General features: G+C 60.9%; 21 protein-coding genes. 12 read left to right on the forward strand and 9 right to left on the reverse strand.

Annotated elements, in window-relative coordinates; translation table 11 throughout:
• Positions 1-64: 64 nt before the first annotated feature.
• The 3 genes from cysN to N2599_RS02945 are packed head-to-tail and all read right to left on the reverse strand — an operon-like array spanning position 65 to position 3304.
• Positions 65-1549 (reverse strand): sulfate adenylyltransferase subunit CysN, encoded by a 1485-nt coding sequence (gene cysN / locus N2599_RS02935; protein WP_027507667.1) that lies wholly within the window; start codon positions 1547-1549, stop codon positions 65-67.
• Between the two features lies 1 nt (position 1550).
• Positions 1551-2504 carry a sulfate adenylyltransferase subunit CysD gene (gene cysD, locus N2599_RS02940; RefSeq protein WP_027507666.1) on the reverse strand — a complete coding sequence of 318 codons (954 nt, stop codon included), beginning with the start codon at positions 2502-2504 and terminating at the stop codon, positions 1551-1553.
• Between the two features lie 59 nt (positions 2505-2563).
• Positions 2564-3304 (reverse strand): phosphoadenylyl-sulfate reductase, encoded by a 741-nt coding sequence (locus tag N2599_RS02945; RefSeq protein ID WP_027507665.1) that lies wholly within the window; start codon positions 3302-3304, stop codon positions 2564-2566.
• A gap of 424 nt (positions 3305-3728) precedes the next feature.
• Between N2599_RS02945 and N2599_RS02950 the strand changes: the two genes are divergently transcribed.
• The 3 genes from N2599_RS02950 to N2599_RS02960 all read left to right on the forward strand — a co-directional run bounded on the left by N2599_RS02950 (position 3729) and on the right by N2599_RS02960 (position 5185).
• On the forward strand, positions 3729-4178 hold the full coding sequence (locus tag N2599_RS02950; RefSeq protein WP_027507664.1) for an RrF2 family transcriptional regulator: 450 nt from the start codon (positions 3729-3731) through the stop codon (positions 4176-4178).
• A 139-nt stretch (positions 4179-4317) separates the two neighbouring features.
• Positions 4318-4704 (forward strand): DUF6152 family protein, encoded by a 387-nt coding sequence (locus N2599_RS02955; RefSeq protein ID WP_027507663.1) that lies wholly within the window; start codon positions 4318-4320, stop codon positions 4702-4704.
• Positions 4705-4708: 4 nt separating this feature from the next.
• Complete coding sequence (locus N2599_RS02960) at positions 4709-5185, forward strand: DUF6644 family protein (protein WP_027507662.1); 477 nt, start codon at positions 4709-4711, stop codon at positions 5183-5185.
• A gap of 75 nt (positions 5186-5260) precedes the next feature.
• On the opposite strand, the gene ampC is transcribed toward N2599_RS02960, so the two are convergent.
• Positions 5261-6448 carry a class C beta-lactamase gene (gene ampC, locus N2599_RS02965; RefSeq protein WP_027507661.1) on the reverse strand — a complete coding sequence of 396 codons (1188 nt, stop codon included), beginning with the start codon at positions 6446-6448 and terminating at the stop codon, positions 5261-5263.
• Between the two features lie 203 nt (positions 6449-6651).
• Between ampC and N2599_RS02970 the strand changes: the two genes are divergently transcribed.
• From N2599_RS02970 to N2599_RS02980, 3 genes are all read left to right on the forward strand, one after another.
• Positions 6652-7560 (forward strand): LysR family transcriptional regulator, encoded by a 909-nt coding sequence (locus N2599_RS02970; RefSeq protein ID WP_051336422.1) that lies wholly within the window; start codon positions 6652-6654, stop codon positions 7558-7560.
• Positions 7561-7661: 101 nt separating this feature from the next.
• Positions 7662-7877 carry a ribbon-helix-helix domain-containing protein gene (locus N2599_RS02975; RefSeq protein WP_027507660.1) on the forward strand — a complete coding sequence of 72 codons (216 nt, stop codon included), beginning with the start codon at positions 7662-7664 and terminating at the stop codon, positions 7875-7877.
• A complete protein-coding gene (locus N2599_RS02980) occupies positions 7871-8236 on the forward strand; it encodes a type II toxin-antitoxin system VapC family toxin (protein ID WP_027507659.1) in 366 nt (121 codons plus the stop codon). The genes N2599_RS02975 and N2599_RS02980 overlap by 7 nt, the downstream gene beginning before the upstream one ends.
• Before the next feature lie 3 nt (positions 8237-8239).
• Here the strand turns inward: N2599_RS02980 and betA are convergent, their stop codons facing one another.
• From betA to betI, 3 genes are all read right to left on the reverse strand, one after another.
• On the reverse strand, positions 8240-9889 hold the full coding sequence (betA, locus tag N2599_RS02985) for a choline dehydrogenase (RefSeq protein WP_027507658.1): 1650 nt from the start codon (positions 9887-9889) through the stop codon (positions 8240-8242).
• Positions 9890-10048: 159 nt separating this feature from the next.
• Positions 10049-11512, reverse strand: a complete 1464-nt coding sequence (gene betB, locus N2599_RS02990; protein ID WP_027507657.1) for a betaine-aldehyde dehydrogenase — start codon at positions 11510-11512, stop codon at positions 10049-10051.
• A 178-nt stretch (positions 11513-11690) separates the two neighbouring features.
• On the reverse strand, positions 11691-12278 hold the full coding sequence (gene betI, locus N2599_RS02995) for a transcriptional regulator BetI (RefSeq protein ID WP_027507656.1): 588 nt from the start codon (positions 12276-12278) through the stop codon (positions 11691-11693).
• 141 nt (positions 12279-12419) lie between these two features.
• On the opposite strand from betI, the gene N2599_RS03000 reads away from it, so the two are divergent.
• From N2599_RS03000 to N2599_RS03020, 5 genes are all read left to right on the forward strand, one after another.
• Positions 12420-12974 (forward strand): HdeD family acid-resistance protein, encoded by a 555-nt coding sequence (locus N2599_RS03000; protein WP_027507655.1) that lies wholly within the window; start codon positions 12420-12422, stop codon positions 12972-12974.
• A 180-nt stretch (positions 12975-13154) separates the two neighbouring features.
• Positions 13155-13397, forward strand: a complete 243-nt coding sequence (locus N2599_RS03005) for a ribbon-helix-helix domain-containing protein (RefSeq protein WP_027507654.1) — start codon at positions 13155-13157, stop codon at positions 13395-13397.
• Between the two features lie 145 nt (positions 13398-13542).
• Positions 13543-15348: a GGDEF domain-containing protein gene (locus N2599_RS03010; RefSeq protein WP_027507653.1), complete on the forward strand. Its 1806-nt coding sequence runs from the start codon at positions 13543-13545 to the stop codon at positions 15346-15348.
• 77 nt (positions 15349-15425) lie between these two features.
• On the forward strand, positions 15426-16424 hold the full coding sequence (locus N2599_RS03015) for an NAD(P)H-quinone oxidoreductase (RefSeq protein ID WP_027507652.1): 999 nt from the start codon (positions 15426-15428) through the stop codon (positions 16422-16424).
• Between the two features lie 212 nt (positions 16425-16636).
• The gene (locus N2599_RS03020; protein WP_244564484.1) at positions 16637-17359 is read left to right on the forward strand and encodes a class I SAM-dependent methyltransferase; all 723 of its coding nucleotides are present in this window, start codon (positions 16637-16639) and stop codon (positions 17357-17359) included.
• Between the two features lie 50 nt (positions 17360-17409).
• Here N2599_RS03020 and N2599_RS03025 read toward each other — a convergent pair whose 3' ends face one another.
• A complete protein-coding gene (locus N2599_RS03025) occupies positions 17410-18831 on the reverse strand; it encodes an MFS transporter (protein WP_027507650.1) in 1422 nt (473 codons plus the stop codon).
• A 105-nt stretch (positions 18832-18936) separates the two neighbouring features.
• Here N2599_RS03025 and N2599_RS03030 point away from each other — a divergent pair, with 105 nt between their 5' ends.
• Positions 18937-19557: a helix-turn-helix transcriptional regulator gene (locus N2599_RS03030; protein WP_027507649.1), complete on the forward strand. Its 621-nt coding sequence runs from the start codon at positions 18937-18939 to the stop codon at positions 19555-19557.
• On the opposite strand, the gene N2599_RS03035 is transcribed toward N2599_RS03030, so the two are convergent.
• A complete protein-coding gene (locus tag N2599_RS03035; protein ID WP_027507648.1) occupies positions 19554-20768 on the reverse strand; it encodes an MFS transporter in 1215 nt (404 codons plus the stop codon). The two genes, N2599_RS03030 and N2599_RS03035, sit on opposite strands and share 4 nt — an antisense overlap.
• Positions 20769-20877 lie beyond the last annotated feature (109 nt).

The following is a 20877-nucleotide window of genomic DNA, read 5'->3' on the forward strand; positions in this document are numbered from 1 at the left end:
CGCCAGGATGCGTAATGCGCCTCGACACGCAAGAAAAAGGGGCCTTCCGGCCCCATCTTCACTCTCAGATATCGCTTGCGGCGTTCTTCCAGAGTTCCGCCGCTTCCGCAGCGGTCATCCGGTGTACGTGCGCCTCGTCGCGGCGGTTGGCGAAGACTTCACTCGCCATGATCTGCTCGGCGAGGTCGGCGGGCAGCGAGAGGATGACGCGCGCGTCGCCGGCGTGGAGGCCGCCGAGTTCCGAGCGCTTGCCGGTTATCATGCCGCCGGCCACCGTGTTGTTGGTATCCGGGTCGATGAGAATGAAGGCGCCGGAGGAGCGATTCTGCTCGTAGGGATCGAAGATCGCCGCTTCATCGAAGGCGAGGCGCACCTTGCCGATCGCATTCATGTAAAGCCGCTCGGCCGGGTTCCAGGCGCCGGTCTTCAGCTCCAACTGGCTGACCGGCTGAACCTGGACGCGCTGGCGGCGGCTGCCGCTCTTCAGCCAGTAGCGCTTGCCGGCCTCGATGCCTTCGGGCTGCAGCGCCACGATTTGCGCGTCGAAGGCAAGTCCCACCTGCGGCTGGCTGTCGATCGAGACGATCATGTCGCCGCGCGCGACGTCCACCTGGCGGTCGAGCACGAGGGTGATTGCGTCGCCCGCGACGGCCGCGTTGCGCACGAGGTCGAAGGTGACGATCCTGGAGACATTGGCGACCATGCCGGACGGCAGGATCATGACGCTGTCGCCCGGCTTCACCGCGCCGCCGGCAACCGTGCCCTGATAGCCGCGGAAGCTCTCGCCGGGGCGCGAAACACGCTGCACCGAGAGGCGGAAGCCGACGGTCTGCGAAGAACGCACCGTGGCAAGCTCTAGCGTCTCGACCAGCGTCGGCCCCGTGTACCAGGGCATGGCGGCCTGGCCGGAATAGACGACGTTTTCGCCCTTCAGCGCCGACATCGGGATCGCGGTGATCTGCTTGACGCCGAGCGAGAGCGCAAATTCCTTGAAGTCATGCGTGATCTTCTCGAAGCCTGCGCGGTCGTAGCCGGTCAGGTCGATCTTGTTGACGGCGAGCACGAACTGCTTGATGCCGAGCAGGGAAGCGATGGTGGCGTGGCGACGCGTCTGCTCGAGAATTCCCATGCGGGCATCAACGAGCAGGATGGCGAGATCGGCGGTCGAGGCGCCGGTTGCCATGTTGCGGGTGTATTGTTCATGGCCGGGTGTGTCGGCGACGATGAAGGCGCGCTTGTCGGTCTGGAAATAGCGATAGGCGACGTCGATGGTGATGCCTTGTTCGCGCTCGGCCTGGAGGCCATCCAGCAGCAGTGCGAAGTCGGGCAGGCCGAGATCATTCTGCTTGCCGGTGGAATCGCGTTGGAGCGTCGCCGCCTGGTCTTCCTTGACGGCCTTGGTGTCCCAGAGCAGCCGGCCGATCAGCGTGGATTTGCCGTCGTCGACGCTGCCGCAGGTGATGAGGCGCAACGGCCGCGTGTCGCGCGTGGCCTTCAGTGGCTCGGCGGCGGGCAGGGCGACGGCGGTTGCAGGTGCTGCTGCAGTCATCTCAGAAATATCCTTCACGCTTCTTCTTTTCCATGGAGCCGGACTGATCGCGGTCGATGGCGCGGCCCTGGCGTTCGGAAACGGTTGCGATTTCCAACTCCGCTATGACGTCTTCAAGGGTGGTGGCGGTGGAGCGGATAGCACCCGTCAGCGGGAAATCGCCGAGGGTGCGGAAGCGGATCATGCCGTCCTGGCGGGTTTCGCCGGGAAGCAGTTCCAGCCGCGCGTCTTCCGCGAGGATCATCATGCCGTCGCGCTCGACGTAAGGGCGCCTCTTCGCGTAGTAGAGCGGTACCAGCGGAATGTCTTCGGCCTGGATGTAGCGCCAGATATCGACTTCGGTCCAGTTGGAGAGCGGGAAGGCGCGCACGCTTTCGCCCTTGCGGATCTGGCCGTTGTAGATGTTCCAGAGTTCGGGGCGCTGGTTGCGCGGATCCCAGCGATGGTCCGGCGTGCGGAAGGAGTAGATGCGCTCCTTGGCGCGGCTCGCCTCCTCGTCGCGCCGTGCACCGCCGAAGGCGGCGTCGAACTGCCCGGCGTCGAGTGCCTGGCGCAGGCCTTCGGTCTTCATGATGTCGGTAAAGGTCGCAGAGCCATGGCTGAAGGGGGTGATGCCTTCGGCGGCGCCGCGCGGGTTGATGTGTTCGATCAAGTCCAGATCGTACTTCTTCGCGGTCTCGTCGCGAAACGCGATCATCTCCTGGAATTTCCAGCCGGTGTTCACATGCAGCAGCGGGAAGGGGACACGGCCCGGATAGAAGGCCTTGCGGGCAAGATGTAGCAGAACCGACGAGTCCTTGCCGATCGAATAGAGCATCACCGGGCGCTCGAACTCGGCCGCAACCTCGCGGAAGATGTGGATGGACTCGTTTTCCAGAGCCTTCAGGTGCGGATCGAGCGGCGGCTTGGCGCTCTGCGGATTGTTGAGCTCCGTATCCGGACGGCTATTGGGCATTTCCTACTCCAGACTTTCGATCATTGGTGGGGAGGCATTTGCCCCTCACTCTTTCCAGACTATTGCGCTGCAACCGCCGTCGCCTCTTCGGCAACATGCAGGCCGCATTCGCGCTTTTCGTCCTGTTCCCACCACCAGCGCCCGGCACGTTCGGGCTCGCCGGGCTTGATGGCGCGCGTGCACGGCTCGCAGCCGATGGAAGGGTAGCCGCGGGCATGCAGCGGATTGACTGGCACGCTGTTGTCGGCGACGTAGGACTTGATTGTGTCGATATCCCAGTCGGCAAGCGGATTCATCTTCAGGAGATGCCGCTCGGCGTCATACTCCGCAAAAGGCGTTTCAGCGCGGTTGGCGGACTGGCCGCGGCGCAGCCCGGTGATCCAGATTGTTGCGCCCGCCAAGGCCCGCGCAAGCGGCTTCAGCTTGCGCACGCCGCAACAGGCATGCCTGGCTTCGATGCTCTCATAAAAGCCGTTCATGCCGTATTTCGCCGCATAGGCATCGATATCGGCCTGCTCGGGCTCGTAGCGGGTAATGTGAATGTCGTACTGGCTTTCGGTTTCGGCGATCAGCGCCAGTGTCTCCGGGAAGAGGCGGCCGGTCTGCAGCGTCACCACGTCGATCGGCAGGCGATGATTGCCGATCTCGGCGGTGATCACCTGGTCTTCGATGCCAAGCGACGTCGTGAAGACGACTCTTACGCCAAGGCCGGCGACAAACGACAATCGTTCGGCCAGGCTGAGAGTCGCAAGTTTCGCGTTCAGCGTTTCCGCTTCTTCGATGATATTGACAACAGTCATGGGGAATCCTGTCCTCGATGTTGGCCGGAGTATCGCAGCTTGAGGACGGATCGCACAGAAAAACGGATTTCGAAAGCAGCGCATGCGGGAGCAAATATCTCTCCGAAGCCGCTGCAACGCAGAAAAGCAGCCGCCCATACCAACAATCTGGCTCAGGCAGTTTCAATCTCTATAAAATTAGTAGAGTTACACGCCGCCTGTCAATTCGAAATCTGAAGTGATGCCGAAAAAAGATGCAGGAGGCGCAATTTCGGCGTAGAATTCTGCCTCTTGGCCGAGCGAGAAAAACAAGGCCAAAATGCTTGTCTTCCAAGGCTTTCGCCTGCGCGTTCAAGTTCCGTTCATGCTGGTTGTGCGATAGGGGACAGGTAAGCTTCAGAGGTGGTGCGGCGAGTCGCATCGCTCGTGTGTGTGACGGTCCAAAATGATTACGCAGAAAGCAAAATACGCGCTCCGGGCGCTGACGGTCCTGGCGGAAGCCGACGCCGGCGAGCCCGTCATGATTTCGGATATCGCAGCGCAGCAGAAAATCCCGAAGAAATTCCTCGAGCAGATCCTGCTTGATCTCAAGCATCAGGGCATCGTGGCAAGCCGCCGTGGCAAGGCTGGCGGCTATCTGCTTCTGAAACCTGCCGACATGATCACCTTCGGGGAAATCCTGCGCATTATCGACGGCCCGATCGCGCCGCTTCCGTGCCTTTCGATCACCGCTTACCGCAAATGCGACGATTGCGACGGCGAGCAGACCTGCGAAATCCGTCACGTCTTCGCCAAGGTGGCGGACGCAACGCGCAAGGTGTTGTTTTCGACGACGATCGCTGATGCGGTTGCTCCGGCAAAACGTGGCGCAGAAATCACCCGGCTCCTTGCCTGACCCTAGCCTGCGCTTCGTCCTTCCTCAGTGCCGGCCGCGCGCCCCGAAAATCGCGTTTCAACATTTGGTGAAAAACCTTTCAAAGCCGCCGGTCTGCGCCAATTCGGACCTGTTCGCAAAAAGGGCAGGGAGAACCGAAATGCGTGTCTTATCCACGAAGCAGATCGTCTTAGGGGCGTTCCTGGCGGGCGCTTTTGCCGCCAGCGCCGCGGCCCATCACGGTTGGTCCTGGGCAGAGGCCGAGCAGATGGAGTTGAGAGGGACCATCCAGAATATCTCCATGGGCGGTCCGCATCCCGCGCTCGACGTCGCAACCGCCGATGACGGCGTCTGGCGCGTCGAACTCGCCAATCCGCGCCAGACGGAACGCTCAGGCTTCGTCGAGGGCTCGGCAAAGAAGGGCGACCAGATCGTCGCGATCGGAAACCGCTCGCTGGACCGGAATGAAAAGCGCATGAAAGCCGTGCGGATAACGGTCGGCGAGAAGCGCTACGATCTCTATCCCGAACGAATCCGGACGAATTGACCGCATGACGATCGCGCTTCTGGAATGGCTTGCAGCAACGCCGCTCGCCGTCGCGTTGCGGCGCTCGGCACTCCTCTACATGTTCGTCAACGCCTCGCACATTCTGTCTATCGGCCTGCTGATCGGCGCGATCCTACCGCTCGATCTGAAGCTGATGGGCTTCTTTCCGTCGGTCCCGCTCTCGGTGGTTGGGCCCTTCCTGTCGCGCGCGGCGGCAATCGGCCTGGCCGCGGCCATCGTTACCGGCTTCTGCCTCTTCAGCGTCCGGCCGATGGAATATGCAGGAAACCCGGCGTTTCTGGCAAAGATCGGGTTGCTCGTCCTCGGTGTCTTGAACGCGGGCATTGCGCATGCCGGATATGCATGGCGAAAGTCGATTGCCGGAGCGGTCACTGCAGCGCGCTTGCGTGTGGGAGCCCTGTTTTCAGCAATGATATGGCTTGCTGCCGTCGTCGCGGGGCGATGGATCGGCTTCATATAGCTTGATCTCTGAAAGCGCATTGGCCCGCCATGCCGAATGCGCGCGGTGGGCCATCTTTCAAATCGGAGAGGGTTCTCAGCGAGAACTCGTCGAACCGGGCCGGCCATCCAGCGCCGTCAGTATCCGGTATGCGGCCTTCACACGCGCCGGATTGGGATAGTTCCTGTTCGCCAGCATCACGACGCCGATACCCTTGGCGGGAACGAAGGCGACATAAGCGCCGAAGCCGTTCGTGGAGCCGGTTTTATTGACGAGTATGTCGCCCCGTGGCACAAGCGGCGGGGTTAGCCTAGTCGCCTCATTTGGCTGGCGCGCCATCTCCGCGGAATTTCCCGCAAGCAGCCGGTCGAGCTCCACCGGATAGGCATACATCTCCCATCCCAGGCCCTGCACCATATCGCTGACTTTGTAGTATCCGGTATGCGTTGCGGCGATCGCGCGCTGGAGCGTTTCGTCCAGCTTGGCGTTATCCATATTCGCCTCGACGAACCTGAGCAGGTCAGGCGCCGTCGTCTTCACGCCATAGGCTTCCGAATCCAGAACGCCCGGCGTCACGCGAACAGGCTTGCCATCTTTCGAATAGCCGTAAGCATATTCGTTCATGCGGTCCTGCGGAATCGTGATGTAGGTCCGGGTCAGGCCAAGCAACGGAAAGAGCTTCTTTTCCATCAGGTCGTCAAATGGCTTGCCCATGCTTCTGGCCGCGAGATAGCCAAAGAGGCCGATGCTCGGATTAGAGTAGACCCGACGCGTACCGGTGGCGTAGCCCGGGCGCCAGCCTCTAAAGTAGGCGACCATACCCTCCTGATCATTCACATCATCCGGAAACTGCAGCGGCAGGCCACCGGCCGTGTAAGTGCCGAGATCAAGAAGGCTGATCTTGTCGAAGCTGCTGCCGGAAAGCGCCGGCAGATACTTGCTCGCGTTGTCGGAAAGGGAAAGAGCTCCCTTTGCCTGCGCGTAGGAGGCAAGCGTCGCGGTGAAGGTCTTGCTGATGGAGCCGATCTCGAAAATCGTGTCCCCGGTGACCTTTGCATCGCTCTTCCTGGAGGCGACGCCGTAACCAAAGAAATATCGCTCTTCTGGGGTCGTGATCGCCACAGCGATACCCGGAACATTATACTCTTCCATGATGGGCCGGATCGCCGCGTTCACGACGCGCTCGATCCGGCTTTGGTCTTCGTCAGCGGCATGGGCGCAGGCACCGGCAAAAAAGGAGGCGGCAAAAATAATCCCAAACTTTGGAGTGCAAATCTTTTTCATGGCGGATACAAGCCTTCGTATTTGCGCAATCGCGTTTTGCGAGCGACAACAGGAAATCAGTATGTCTTTCGATGCCTGCAAACCCGGCTTGCTGCGTTGGACGCTATCGAGGGACCGGAACAGGTAAGGCGGATATACGAAGTCTATACGCGCTCAACAAACGACGATATTTTGCCCGCGCTATTAGAAAAATTTGGGTTTGAATGGTCCGTCCTCATCTGCCGTTGAATGCGCTTCGAGCCTTTGAGGCATCGGCGCGACATTTGAGTTTCACCAGAGCGGCAATCGAATTGTGCGTTACGCAGGCTGCCGTCAGTCACCAGGTCAAGGCACTGGAAAGCCAGTTGAACGTCACCTTGTTCACGCGGCTTCCGCGCGGTCTCATGCTGACGAGCGAAGGCGAGACGCTGCTGCCAACATTGCGGGAGGCCTTCGACCGTATCGCCGGGGCGTTGGAGCGTTTCGAAGGCGGCCGCCACCGCGAGGTTCTCAGGGTGGGTGCTGTCGGAACCTTTGCCGTCGGCTGGCTGCTGCCGCGCCTGCCTGCCTTCAAAGCGCAAATGCCGTTCGTCGACCTGCGCCTCTCAACAAACAACAACCGCGTGGATGTCGCCGCCGAAGGCCTCGATTATGCGATCCGTTTCGGAACGGGCGCATGGCATGGCGTTGACGCGTTGCGGCTTTTGGATGCACCGCTTTCCGTTCTCTGCATTCCCGAAATCGCCGAGCAACTGAAAGTACCGGCCGATGTGTTCAAGCATACGCTCTTGCGTTCCTACAGGGCCGACGAATGGCCGCAATGGTTTTCTGCGGCAGGCGTGCCGGCAGACGTGCCCCTACCGAGCAGCATCGTTTTCGACTCCTCGCTTGCCATGATGGAAGCTGCGCTGCAGGGCGCAGGCGTTGCCCTGGCGCCGCCATTGTTGTTTTCCCGTCATTTGCACGCAGAAGTCATCCGGCAGCCTTTCGACATCGTTGTGACGATGGGAAGCTATTGGCTGACGCGCCTGCAATCGCGCCCCGAGTCGGCAGCAATGGTTGCCTTCCGGGACTGGCTTGTTGAAGTCGTGACGGCGGAGACCGGGCTAGCCGTGGCTGACCGCGAAAGCTGACGCTGGTTCGAGCGTGCCGCGGGATTTGCGCTCGCAGCCACGGTTTCCAGGTTCATAAGAATCTTGCTCGCTGAAATCATTCGATAGCAGGAGAGTATATCGTGCGGACCCTGATAGATATCGGCGAAGCAGAATTAAAGGCGCTGGATGAGATGGCGAAGAGCGAGAACGTGTCGCGCGCCTCGCTCGTCCGCAAAGCTGTGAACGATTTTCTGGCGCGTCATGAACGTATCAGGCAAGACGAGGCTTTCGGGCTTTGGGGCGACAGAAAAATTGACGGACTTGAATACCAGGATAAAGTTCGAAACGAATGGTGAAAGCGCTCTTCGATACGAACATCCTGATCGACTATCTCAACGCCATACCGGAGGCCCGCGACGAACTTGATCGCTATGAACGCCGTGCTATCAGCATCATCACGTGGATGGACGTTTTGATTGGCGCTGCTCACGAGGTCGAGGCGGCGACACGAAGCTTCTTGAATAGCTTCCAGGTCATTGCGGTTGACAGTGCGATAGCGGAGGGCGCTGTTTGCTTAAGGCAGCGTCATCGGATCAAATTGCCGGACGCGATCATCTGGTCCACCGCCGATACCCATTCCCTGCTCCTGGTGACGCGCAACACCAAGGACTTTCCGGCGGATAATCCTGGCATCCGCGTCCCATATCTGCGTTGATCCTCACCGCTCGCTCAATGCCCAGCGCGGATTGGCCCAGGGCTCCTGGTTCGAGCGCGGCAGCGGCTGCTTGCCGAGGATATGGTCCGCCGCCTTTTCGCCGGTCATGATCGAGGGGCCGTTGAGGTTGCCGTAGGTGATATGCGGGAAGATCGACGAGTCGGCGACGCGCAGGCCATCGACGCCGATGACGCGGGTTTCCGGATCGACCACAGCAAACGGATCGTCCTTGGCGCCCATCTTGCAGGTGCCGCAGGGGTGGTATGCGCTTTCAAGATGCTCGCGCAGGAACGCATCGATCTCGTCGTCCGTCTGCACTTTCTCGCCCGGTTGGATCTCCGCCCCGCGATACGGATCGAAGGCCTGCTGGCCGAAGATCTCTCGCGTGAGGCGCACGCAGTGGCGGAATTTCTCCCAGTCTTCCGGATGGCTCATATAGTTGAAGCGGATGACGGGATCGGCCTTCGGATCGGGCGAGCGCAAGGTGACGGCGCCGCGTGACTTCGACAGATTGTAGCCGACATGCGCCTGGAAGCCGTGGCTCTTCGCCGCCGCCTTGCCGTCATAGCTGATCGCCACCGGCAGGAAGTGATATTGGATGTCCGGCTGCCTGATGCCGGGCGCCGAACGCAGGAAGGCGCAGGCCTCGAACTGGTTGGAGGTGCCGAGACCCGAGCGCGCGAACATCCATTGCGCGCCCGCGACCCCCTGCCAGAACCAGGGCAGCCAGGAATAGAGCGAGACTGGCTTGGTGCTGATTTGCTGGAAATAGAATTCCATATGGTCCTGCAGGTTGGCACCGACGCCCGGCCGCTCTGCCTTCACCTCGATACCGTGCTCCTGCAAATGCGCGCCTGGGCCGATGCCGGAAAGCATCAGAAGCTTCGGCGAGTTGAAGGAGGAGGCAGAGACAATCACCTCGCGGTTCGCCTTGATGATCTCGGTCTTGCCGCCGCGCGCGATCTCGACGCCGGTGGCGCGGCCGTTTTCGATGACGATCTTGCGCGCCAGGCCGTAGGCGATGTCGACATTCGGCCGCCGCAGCGCCGGCTTCAGATAGGCGCTCGCCGCCGACCAGCGGCGGCCGCGGAAGATGGTTTGCTCCATTAGACCGAAGCCTTCCTGCTTCGAGCCGTTGTAGTCGTCGGTCGCCTCAAAGCCCGCCTGCTTGCCCGCCTCGATGAACGCGTGGAACAGCGGATTGCGGAAGCCGCCGCGCTGAACGTGCAGCGGGCCGTCGGTGCCGCGCCAGCCTTCCTCGCCGCCGTGCGAATGCTCCATGCGCTTGAAGTAGGGCAGCACGTCGGCATAGGCCCAGCCGTTGGCGCCGAGCTCCTCCCAGCGGTTATAGTCCTCGGCATGGCCGCGCACATAGACCATGCCGTTGATCGAGGAGGAGCCGCCGATCACCTTGCCGCGCGGCGCGGTGATGCGCCGGTCGTTGAGGGCAGGCTCCGGTTCGGAGAGGTAGCCCCAGTTGTAGCGCTTCATGCTCATCGGCCAGGCGAGTGCCGCCGGCATCTGGATGAACGGCCCGAAATCGCTGCCGCCCGCCTCGATGACGATCACGGTATGCTTGCCGTCTTCCGAGAGACGGTAGGCAAGCGCTGAGCCTGCCGAGCCGGAGCCGATGATGACGAAGTCTGCTTGCATGATGTACCCTCGGTAGTTGTCTCTTCCCCTCCCCAACCTGCTGCATCGTCCTACCTGAAAGCAGCGCCGAATACTCTGAAGGCGCTTGAGGTTGAAAGCGGTGCCACACATTAGCCCCTCCCCCTTGTGGGGGTTGGGGAGGGTCTTCTTAACCCGCGATCAATAAGGCGCCACCACCGGCCCCATGCCCACGTAAACCGTCTTCAGCTCCGAATAATGCTCCAGCGCCGCAATCGAATTCTCCCGTCCGAAGCCAGATTGTTTCGAACCGCCGAATGGGATCTCGACCGGGCAGAGGTTGTAGGTGTTGATCCACAGCGTACCGGCTTCGAGCTGGTCGACGACGCGGTGGGCGCGCGTCAGGTCGGCGGTGAAGACGCCGCCGGAAAGGCCGAATTCGGAGGCGTTAGCACGGCCGATCACCTCTGCCTCGTCGTCGAAGTCCAACACACACATCACCGGCCCGAAGATCTCCTCGCGGGCGATCGTCATCCCGTCGGTCACGTCGGCAAAGACGGTCGGCTGGACGTAATAGCCTTCGCCCGAAACGTTGTTCGGAATGCCGCCGCCGGTGACGAGCATCGCCCCCTCGGACTTGCCCTTGTCGATGTAGCTCAACACCTTCTGCCGCTGGTCGAAGGAAACCATCGGGCCAAGCTGCGTTGCCTCGTCCATCGGATCGCCGATCAGGATCGCCTCGGTGCGGACCTTCAGCCGCTTCAGGAATTCGCCCTTGAGCTTCCTCTGTACGAAGACGCGCGTGCCGTTCGAGCAGACCTGGCCGGTGGAGTAGAAATTGCCGAGCATCGCGCCGCCGACGGCGCTGTCGAGATCGGCATCGTCGAAGACGATCAGCGGCGACTTGCCGCCGAGTTCCATCGTTACATGCTTGAGATGGCTGGCGGCAGAGGCGGCGACCTTGCGGCCAGTCGGCACCGAGCCGGTGAGCGACACCTTCGCCACGTCCGGATGATTGACAAGGAGCGGTCCGGTGTCGCGGTCGCCCTGGATCACGTTGAAAAGGCCACTCGGCAGGCCTGCCTCGTGGAGGATTTCGGCGATCTTCAGCGCGCCGAGCGGTGTATTTTCCGACGGCTTGAAGACCATCGCATTGCCGGCGATCAGCGCAGGCGCCCCTTTCCAGCAGGCGATCTGCTGCGGATAGTTCCAGGCGCCGATGCCGACGCAGACACCGAGCGGCACGCGCTTCGTATAGGCAAAATCGCCGCCGAGCGGGATATAGGAGCCGTTGAGGCCGGCCGCCGCAATGCCGCCGAAGAACTCGAAGCTGTCGGCGCCGGAGGTTGGGTCGGCGACGATGGTTTCCTGGATCGGCTTGCCCGTGTCGAGTGTTTCGAGTTCGGAAAGCTCGCGATTCTTCTCGCGCATGATCTCGGCAGCGCGCTTCAGGATGCGGCCGCGTGCCGTCGGGCTCATCGCCGCCCATTCCGGCTGCGCGCGCTTGGCAGCCGCGATCGCCTTCTCGACAATGGCAGGCGTTGCCGCATGCAGCCGCGCGATCACTTCGCCGGTGGCCGGATAGATGCTCTCGATGACGCTGCCTGCTTCGTCCTCGACATATTCACCGTCGATAAAGTGCGACGCTTTCGGCTGGGCTTTCATGGGTTCGGTCCTCGGTTTGGCGTTTTTGTAAGGCGAGGCTGCGACATGCATCTGCCCCTCACCCTAACCCTCTCCCCGCGAGCGGGGACTGGGACGCTGCGGGCGACTCTCCTTCTCCCCGTCAAAACGGGGAGAAGGTGGCCGGCAGGCCGGATGAGGGGCATTGAAGGACGCAACGTCATTCCCTCACCCTGTCCAATTGCATCGTCACATAATCCTCCGTCAGTCCGATCGAAGCCTCGATGCTGATCGGTGCCGATTTCAGACTTTGACGGATATAGAGCCCGTCGATCATCGCAGCCGCGCCTTCGGCGATGCGTTCCGCGGCATCTCGCGGGCACAGCGCCTTGAGGTTGGCAAGCAGGTTCGAACGCAGCCGGCGGGCATAGATGACGAGGAAGCGGCGCGTCTCTTCCGAGCGCTGCGCCTCCGCATAGAAGGCGAGCCATGCGGCGATCGTTTCCGGCGCGAACTGATCGGCTTGGAAGCTGACGCGGATGACGGTCGAGAGCTTCTCGCGCGGTGTCCTTGCCGCTTTCAGCGCCGTCACCGTGTCGTCGTGCAACTGCCTGAGCAGCGAACGGATCGTCTCGATCAGAAGCTGTTCCTTGCTGCCGAAATAGTGATGCGCAAGGGCAGGGGAAACGCCGGCCTGGCGCGCGATCTCGGACATGGTGACGCTCAGCGAGCCATGATCCCCGATCACGCGCAGCGCAGCGTCGACGAGCGCCTTGCGGCGCAGAGGTTCCATTCCGACTTTCGGCATGACGGCCAGCTCCCGGTAGTTCGATGCATCTTATTTTTGATTGACTGATCAATCAATAAAAATCTTTTAGAGAGTTTGAGAGGCCTCAACCTTTCCTGTGCGCGATTCTGCAGCATATCAACGGCGATCAGGAGGTGTGTCATGGCTGGCGTCTTCGATGGAGTACCATCCTCGTCACTGCAGTCGAAGTGGATCTGGTTCGTAGGCCTCGGCGTACTGCTGTTGATCTGCGGCCTGATTGCGATCGGGAATCTGCTTCTCGCCACGGTGGTATCGGTCTATTACGTGGGAATGCTGATGCTTTTCGGCGGGATCATCTATCTCATCCACGCCTTTCAGGTGCGCGGCTGGGAGCACATCCTCTTCTGGGCGCTGAGCGGCGTGCTTTACGTGCTCGCAGGCATATTCGCCTTCATTAATCCGATCCTCACCTCGGCCGCGCTGACGCTCTTTCTCGCCGTCGCTCTGCTGGTCGCCGGTGTTTTCCGCGTCTTTATCGGCCGCCGCATGAAGCCACTCAAGGGATGGGGCTGGATCGTCGCAAGCGGCGTCGTTACCGCGCTTGCAGGCTTCGTGATCGCGCTCGGCTGGCCGGTGAACAGCCTCTGGGTCCTCGGTCTTTTCCTGGCGGTCGATCTCATTCTCCAGGGCTGGACGATGATTGCTTTCGGCATCGGCCTTCGAAGCGTGCAATGAGGCTGTCCGCAGGCTGTGCTCACGGAATGTTTCTTTTTTGACAAGCATGTGAGGCGGGACTAAAATTCAAAAGATACCAAGGCGCCGGCAGATGACATTGCCGGAACAGATGTCATGAGTGGTCATGCATCCCGCGTAGGGCAGGTTCTGCCCCAAAAGAAAAACGAAGGGAGGAAGTTCATGCCGATGGTCACAGTTTCCATATCACCGGTTCAGGCAGCAGGCATCCGCGAAGCCGTCGATCATGGCGGCTATGCATCGAGCAGCGAAGTCGTCCGTGAGGCGCTGCGCCTCTGGGATGCTGCCCGCAAGCTCGCAGAATATCGCGACGACGTTCTGAATGACGAGGACCGCGCGAGTGGAAGCCGCTGCGTTGCAGACATGTTTGCCGATCACGAAGCGGAACGTCGCCGTTCAGCCTGACTAAGCCTTTGATCGGACTGGATCGGGACGCTGACGCGCTCCGGTCCGAAGCTTTCACAAAAGTTTCATATTCGCGAAAGGGTTCATTGACCCTTTGTCATCATCTTCGCTGCGAAAAAGAAGACTTCACAGTGGAGAATTTGGCATGTCTTTGGCTGCCGCCGTCGAACCGGGCGTATTGCGCCGTTATGCCAGCGATCAGATCGTGACGCTTGCGAAGCTCGTCATCGAAAATGCTTTCCAGCCGATCGTCGAAGCGGGTACGGGCACGGTCTTCGGGTACGAGTCCCTGATGCGTGGGCAGGAGCGCATCGGCTTCGATTCCCCTGTTGAAATCCTTGATGAGGCGCATCGAGCAGGCCAATTGCTGCAGCTCGAACAGATGGTCGCCAGCCGTGCGCTCGCCAAGTTCGCGACACTCGGCAATTATTCGGGCTCGACGCTTTTCCTTAATCTCGACGTTCGCCTGATCCCGCACGGCGATCGCCTGATTGAAACGCTGCTCCACCACCTGAAGGCCGCCAACATCCCGCCGTCGTCGGTCTGCTTCGAATTCTCCGAGCGTTTCGACAATACCAGCGTGCCGGAATTCGAGGCCCTGGTCTCCAAGCTCCGCAAGACCGGCTTCAAGCTTGCGATCGACGACTTCGGCGTCGGTCACGGCGAAATGAAGCTGCTTTGCGACTATGCCGTCGATTACCTCAAGATCGACCGCCACTTCGTCGCCGACATCGACCGCAAGCCGCGCAAGCGCCACCTGTTGAAGAATATCGTCAACATCGCCCATGTGCTCGGCACCCGGGTGATCGCGGAGGGCATCGAATCCGAAGCGGAATTCCTCGCCTGCCGCGAATATGGCGTCGATCTCGTCCAGGGCTGGTTCATTGCCCGGCCGACGCCGCATACGTCCGAACTTGTGTCCTCGTTCCCGCATCTGCAGGATCTCGGCAAGAGCAAGCACAACACGCAATCGCTCGATGAAATCCTCATCCGCAAGCAGATCGAGGTGCTGCCGACCGTCTATGAGAACGACAGCATCGACACGGTCTTCGAACTCTTCCACCGCAATCCGCGCCAAGCCTACTTCCCGGTGCTGAACGCCAACGGCGAACCGCGCGGCATCATCCACGAGCATCATCTCAAGGAATATATCTACCAGCCCTTCGGCCGCGATCTCCTGAAGAACAAGGTCTATGGGCGCACGATCTCGCACTTCGTCGAAATGGCGCCAATCGTCGGCCTCGATTCCGACGCCGAACGGCTGATGACGATCTTCGCCAATATGGAAGGGAGCAACTGCCTGATCCTCACGGACAACATGCGCTATGCCGGCGTCGTCTCCGCCGCCTCTCTCATCAAGGTCATCAACGAGAAGCAGCTGAAAACCGCGCAGGACCAGAACCCGCTGACCAGCCTGCCGGGCAACCGCGCCATCCGCGATTTCATGCGCCAGTGCGGGCGCGACGGCGACGAGGTGCGGCATTTCTGCTATTGCGACTTCGACAACTTCAAGCCCTTCAACGATGCCTACGGTTTCCATCTCGGCGATCATGCGATCTCGCTCTTTGCCGCGCTGATGCGCCGTTACTTCTTCGCTGAGCGTCATTTCCTCGGCCATGTCGGCGGCGACGATTTCTTTGTCGGCGTCGTCGGCTGGACGAAGGAAGAGCTGACCGAAATCCTCAATCGGCTCATCAGCGATTTCCACGACGATGTGCTCGATCTCTACTCCGACGAAGACCGTGCTGCCGGCCGCATCCGTGGTCACGACCGCGCCGGCACGGAAGCGCTTTTCCCGTTGATGCGTTGCTCGATCGGCGTGCTTGAACTGCCGGAAGGTCTGGTGATCGACGATATCAATCGGGTCAGCGCCGAAATCGCCCATATCAAGGCCGAAGCGAAGGATAGCGCCGACGGGCTGATCTTCCATCCGCTGGGCGAGGCGAATTGACGCCTCTGGCACTTCTCGCCTTCCCAAGCACCGGAGGCTGAATTATCTCCTGTGCTTTCGGAATGAGGAGACCGGTCATGCCCCTGCCAGCGAACATGCGTTTCGTCGATCTGCCGAGCTTCGGCGCGCCGGAAGCCATGAGGATTGCGACCGGACCTGTTCCGGTGCCCGGCGCGGGGCAGATCCTGGTCCGCGCGCAGGCGATCGGCATCAACCGTCCGGATGTGGCGCAGCGCCAGGGAACATACCCGCCACCGAAGGATGCAAGCCCCATTCTCGGACTGGAGCTTTCCGGCGAAGTGGCGGCCATCGGTCCGGGCGTCGCCGGATACGCGGTCGGCGACAAGGTCTGCGGCCTCGCCAATGGGGGCGCCTATGCCGAATATTGCCTGCTGCCCGCAGGCCAGGTTTTGCCCTTTCCGAAGGGCTATGATGCGGTGAAAGCCGCAGCCCTGCCGGAAACCTTCTTCACCGTCTGGGCGAACCTTTTCCAGATGGCCGGGCTGACGGAGGGCGAAAGCGTCCTCATCCACGGGGGTTCCAGCGGCATCGGCACCACGGCGATCCAGCTCGCCCGTGCCTTCGGCGCCGAGGTCTATGCGACCGCAGGCGCGGCGGAGAAATGCGATGCCTGCGAAAAGCTCGGCGCGAAGCGGGCGATCAATTACAAGAGCGAGGATTTCGCCGACGTTATTAAGGCCGAAACCGGCGGCCATGGCGTCGATGTCGTGCTTGACATGATCGGTGCTGCCTATTTCGAAAAGAACCTTGCTTCGCTTGCCAGGGACGGCTGCCTGTCGATCATCGCCTTGCTCGGCGGGGCCGTGGCCGAAAGGGTCAACCTCGCGCCGGTCATGGTCAAGCACCTGACCGTCACAGGCTCGTTAATGCGTCCGCGTACGGCGGAGGAAAAACGCGCCATCCGCGACGATCTACTCTCGCAGGTCTGGCCGCTCCTCGAAACCGGCAAGGTCGCCCCCGTCATCCACAAGACCTTCGCCTTCGAGGATGTCGTTGAAGCGCACAGGCTGATGGAAACGAGCAGCCATATCGGCAAGATCATGTTGATTGTTTAACGTCAGCTTCGGACCAGCATCGGTGCACAAGATAGAGCCGATCTTGGCCGAGTATGAGTCTCCGGGATCGCAGAACTGTCGTCTGACCGAAACCCGGCCCCGAGACTGCGCATCCTGATGTGGCGTTGATTGCGCGTTGTACGGTCCCTACGAGGAATACAATGGCTCTATTCCACTCTTGCCCCATTTGCCGCAGCAGGATTCCGCATTTCGTGCCGCTTCCGCGTTATTATGTCGATAAGGCGACCGAACACGGCTTTCCCTATCGGATCGACGAATTCGAAACCATCAACCATCAGGCTTACAGCTGCCCCAATTGTCACTCGAGCGACCGTGACAGGCTCTACGCTCTGTTCCTGACGCCGGTGTTTCAGCGCCTCAATCAGGCGCAGCCGTTCCGGTTCCTGGATATCGCCCCCGGCCGCTCTTTAAGCTTTTGGTTGAAAACCCACCCGCATATCTTCTACCGCAGTTGCGACATGTATATGCCGGAGGCGGACGACAAGGCGGACATCCACAATCTGCCTTATGCGGACGAGACCTTCGATTTCGTTCTCTGCTCGCACGTGCTCGAACACGTCGACGATCCGGTGCGCGCCACCGCCGAAATCCGGCGTGTTCTGAAGCAGGACAGCATCGCTATCCTGATGGCGCCGATCTGCCTGTCGATCGAGGACAATTATGAAAACCCCGAAGTGACGACGCCGGAAGGCCGCTGGCAGCATTTTGGCCAGGACGACCATGTGCGCATCTTCTCAAAACCGGGATTCATAGACGTGATCCGGCGGGCAGGCCTTGCGGTGCAGGAAGTTCCGGTCACCGAATTCCTGACGCCCGAGGTTTGCGATACCTACGGCATCGGTCTCCGCTCCGTTCTTTATCTCGGCGTGAAGCAGCAGGCAGTCCAGCAAGAGCCGGAGCGCAACGTCGCCTGAGATCGCGACGACCTCTCAGTTGTGGAAGAGGCGCCCCGAGGCGCCTCTCTTCAATTTCGGCCTTCTCTCAGTGTCAGTGCCGCCGCGATCGTCACGATGCCCGGCAGCGCCATGGCGGTGTAGAGCCACTGGGCTGCCGAGATGCTGCCGGCGATGCCGCCCGGTGTGACGAGTCCCGTGCCGTTCGCAATGACGCCCGCGACCGCCGCCCCGAAGGCGCCGCCCAGCGACTGCACGGTCGAAATCGCCGCGGATGCCTTATCCTGTTCGGCGCTGTTGACGAGGCGCAGCACTTTTGTGACAAGATGCGCCCATCCGAGGCCGACGCCGAAGCCCATCATCAGCATTGCGACAGCCGCCGGTCCGAGAATGGCAAGGCTTGCCATCTGGTTGTTCTGTGCCAGGAAGATGGCGAGAGAGACGGTCGCCAGCGCTTCGACGATACAGCCGGCGACGATCGCATTGCTGGCACGCCGGCCGGTCAAGGAGCCGCTAAAGAAGGCGGCAATCGTCCAGCCGAGAGCGACAAGCGCCGTGAGATAGCCGGAGATCAGCGGCGTCACCCCATGCAAAACCTGCAGGAAATAGGGAATATAGATGTCGCTGACGAGGATGAACAGCAGCACGAACATAGTGAGATAGACGCGCGCGACCGGCTTGGCGAGCGTGACCGAGCCTGTCGGCAGAAGCCGGTTGCCGCCCCGCCGTTCCATCACCAGCATCAGCGAAATCGAGATGACGGAGAGGCCGATCAGAGCAGCCTTCGTTCCCGTATGCTCGACGGTTCCCGCGATGCTGACGAGGAGCACGGCTGCAAGCAGCAGGCAGATCTGCAGGATTGGCGTCCTGCCGTGCACACGGTCATCTGTCGCCTTCGGCAGCAGCCATGGCGCAAGAGCGGCCATCAGCAGGCTGAGCGGCACGATGATGATGAAGGCGTATCGCCACGCGCTTCCTTGCGAAAACAGGCCGCCTGCGCTGGGGCCTAGCAGGGTCGCAACACCCCAGATCGCGGCATAAAGCGTCGAGGCTTTCGACCACAGCGGCTCCGGATAGGCGAAGCGGACGAAGGCGTAGGCAAGCGCTGCGAGGATGCCAGCACCGAAACCCTGAATGGCGCGCCCGGCGAGCACCGCTTCCATGACAGGTGCTGCAGCGCAGAGCAGGCTGCCTGTTGCGAAAATCAGGGCGCCACAGACATAGGCGCCACGCAAGCCCATGCCGCGCGGTCGCATGGCGACGAAGATCGAACCGAGAACGGCGGCGGCAACGAAGAGCGTCGTCACCCAGGCAAGCAGCGCCAATCCGCCGATGTCGCGGACAATCGAGGGCGCAACGGTGGCCGTGATATAGCTCTCAACCGCATAGAGCGTCACGCCGCCGCCGAGCATCAGCGTGGCGGGCAGTAAGGACGGCGTGAAAAGCTGGAAGACGGATGATTGCGGCGCGGCGGCCTGATCGACACTGGCCATGACAATTACCTTGATGTTTTCCCTAGCGGATCATTATTTTCCAAGTTATAAGTTGGAAAATTACATGCCTGCCTCATTAAAGCAAGCGACGACTTGGAAAAATAAATGCGTCAATCGCCTGCCAACCGTATCCTGCTTCTGCTGAAGACCGATGGGCCGCAACGCGCCGCGTCGATCGGAGATGCGCTCGGTATTTCGTCGGAAGCGGCGCGCCAGCAGCTGACTAAGCTTGCCGGCGATGGTCTTGTCGCGCCGCTGGCCGAGCCGGGTGCGGGCAGGGGGCGGCCCGGCCAGCTCTGGCATCTGACCCCCGCCGGCAACCAGACCTTTCCGGATGGCCACGCGGAATTGACCGCGACCCTTCTGAGCACCGTGGTCAAGACGCTGGGCAGCAATGCGCTCGATACCATCATCGCGGCCCGCGAAGCCGAAACCATGAAGCGATACCGGGAGGAGGTCTCGGCTTCCGATCTCGCTCTGCGCGTCAGTCAGCTTGCGGCGGTCCGCACCCGCGAAGGTTACATGGCCGACAGCTGGATGGAAGAGGACGGCTCCTTCATGCTGGTCGAAAATCACTGCCCTATCTGCGCCGCGGCGAGCGCCTGCGCCGGCTTCTGCCGTTCCGAGATCGAGACCTTCCGCAATGTGCTCGGTGCCAATGTCGAGCGGTCCGAGCATATTCTCCTCGGCGCTCGCCGCTGCGCCTACCGTATCAGTCCGCTTTAAGCCAGTTGGCGAACCTGTCGCTTGCTACTTTCAAGGAAGAGCAGCATGCCGATCGCGCATAGTCCGGTCACCGCTCCAAGCACCGCCGTTCCCGAGTAGTCTGTGATCGTCGTTCCCACCGCGAAGATGAGCGCGCTTACGCCGCTGCTGACGAAGGAGGTGACCGAAATAAGCGAGCTGCCGAGCCCGGGCCGGTCGGCGATCAGATCCTGCAGGTAGGTGATCGGAACGCTCAGCAGCGCAGACGCGCCGCAGGCATTGACCAGCACGAGGGCATAGATATGCCAGGTTGCGGAGGCAACGCCGAGGAGCGCCAGGTAGATACAATAGGTGAGCGTGCCGGCGGCAAGGATATGCACACTGCGAAAGCGGCGCTGCAGCATGCCCCACATCATCATGAATGGCATTTCCAGGAAGGCGACCAGACCCGCAACGAAACCGACATCGACAGCCGAACCGCCCGCCGCATGGGTGATGATCAGGGGATAAAGGACTCCGCTCAGCCGATGCAGACCGAGCAACAGCGATATGCTGCCGATCCTGATGAGTACGTAAGGAGACAGTATCCGGCAGAGCGAAGAGAAGAAACCGCTTTGGCTTGATGGCAGTCCCTCATGTTTCAGTGTCTTCTCGGCAAAGAAGAAATAGAGGCAGAAGCAGGTGAAGCTCGCCAGGCCTGCAATGCCAAAGGCAGGTGTCATCGATTGCGAATCAACGAGATAAAGGCCGATCAGCCCTGGTGCGAGAGCCCATGAACCCGAATAAAGCGCCCGCACAGCTGATACGATTGATGCCGCCCCGCCGCGGTCCATGGCATTCGTCGCCACCCGGACGCTGGCAAATAGAATCGAATAGGTCGAATTGCTCATTGGAATGAGAAACAGCACGCAGAGTATGAAGACGGCCGGGGTGTGAAACGCATAGATCATTCCGAAGCCGAGCATGCCAGCGACCGACAGGCACAGGACAAGCGGCCGCCGGTCACCGAGCCTGTCGGACCAGATGCCGAGCGTCAGGCTTGTTGTCACATTGATGATTGCAGAACCGAAGATCAGCAGGGAATAGTTGCCGTCGCTCATTCCCAGTTCGGAAATGCCGATAATCGACTGATAAGGCAGCGTTGAGGCATAGGTAAAGGCCAACGCAATCAGCGTCAGTACCGGAATGCGGATTCGATGATCGTGAAGAATGGACGAAAAGGCGGATGGCATGGCATGGCTCCCTGCGCCACACCTCTAAGGCCAACGTCCCTGCCCGAAAAACGATAGTTTACGATGAGAGCAGTCAATTCATTTGATAGGTGTTCGCAGGGTCGATCGG

It is taken from the genome of Rhizobium sullae, from assembly GCF_025200715.1.
Classification (GTDB): domain Bacteria; phylum Pseudomonadota; class Alphaproteobacteria; order Rhizobiales; family Rhizobiaceae; genus Rhizobium; species Rhizobium sullae.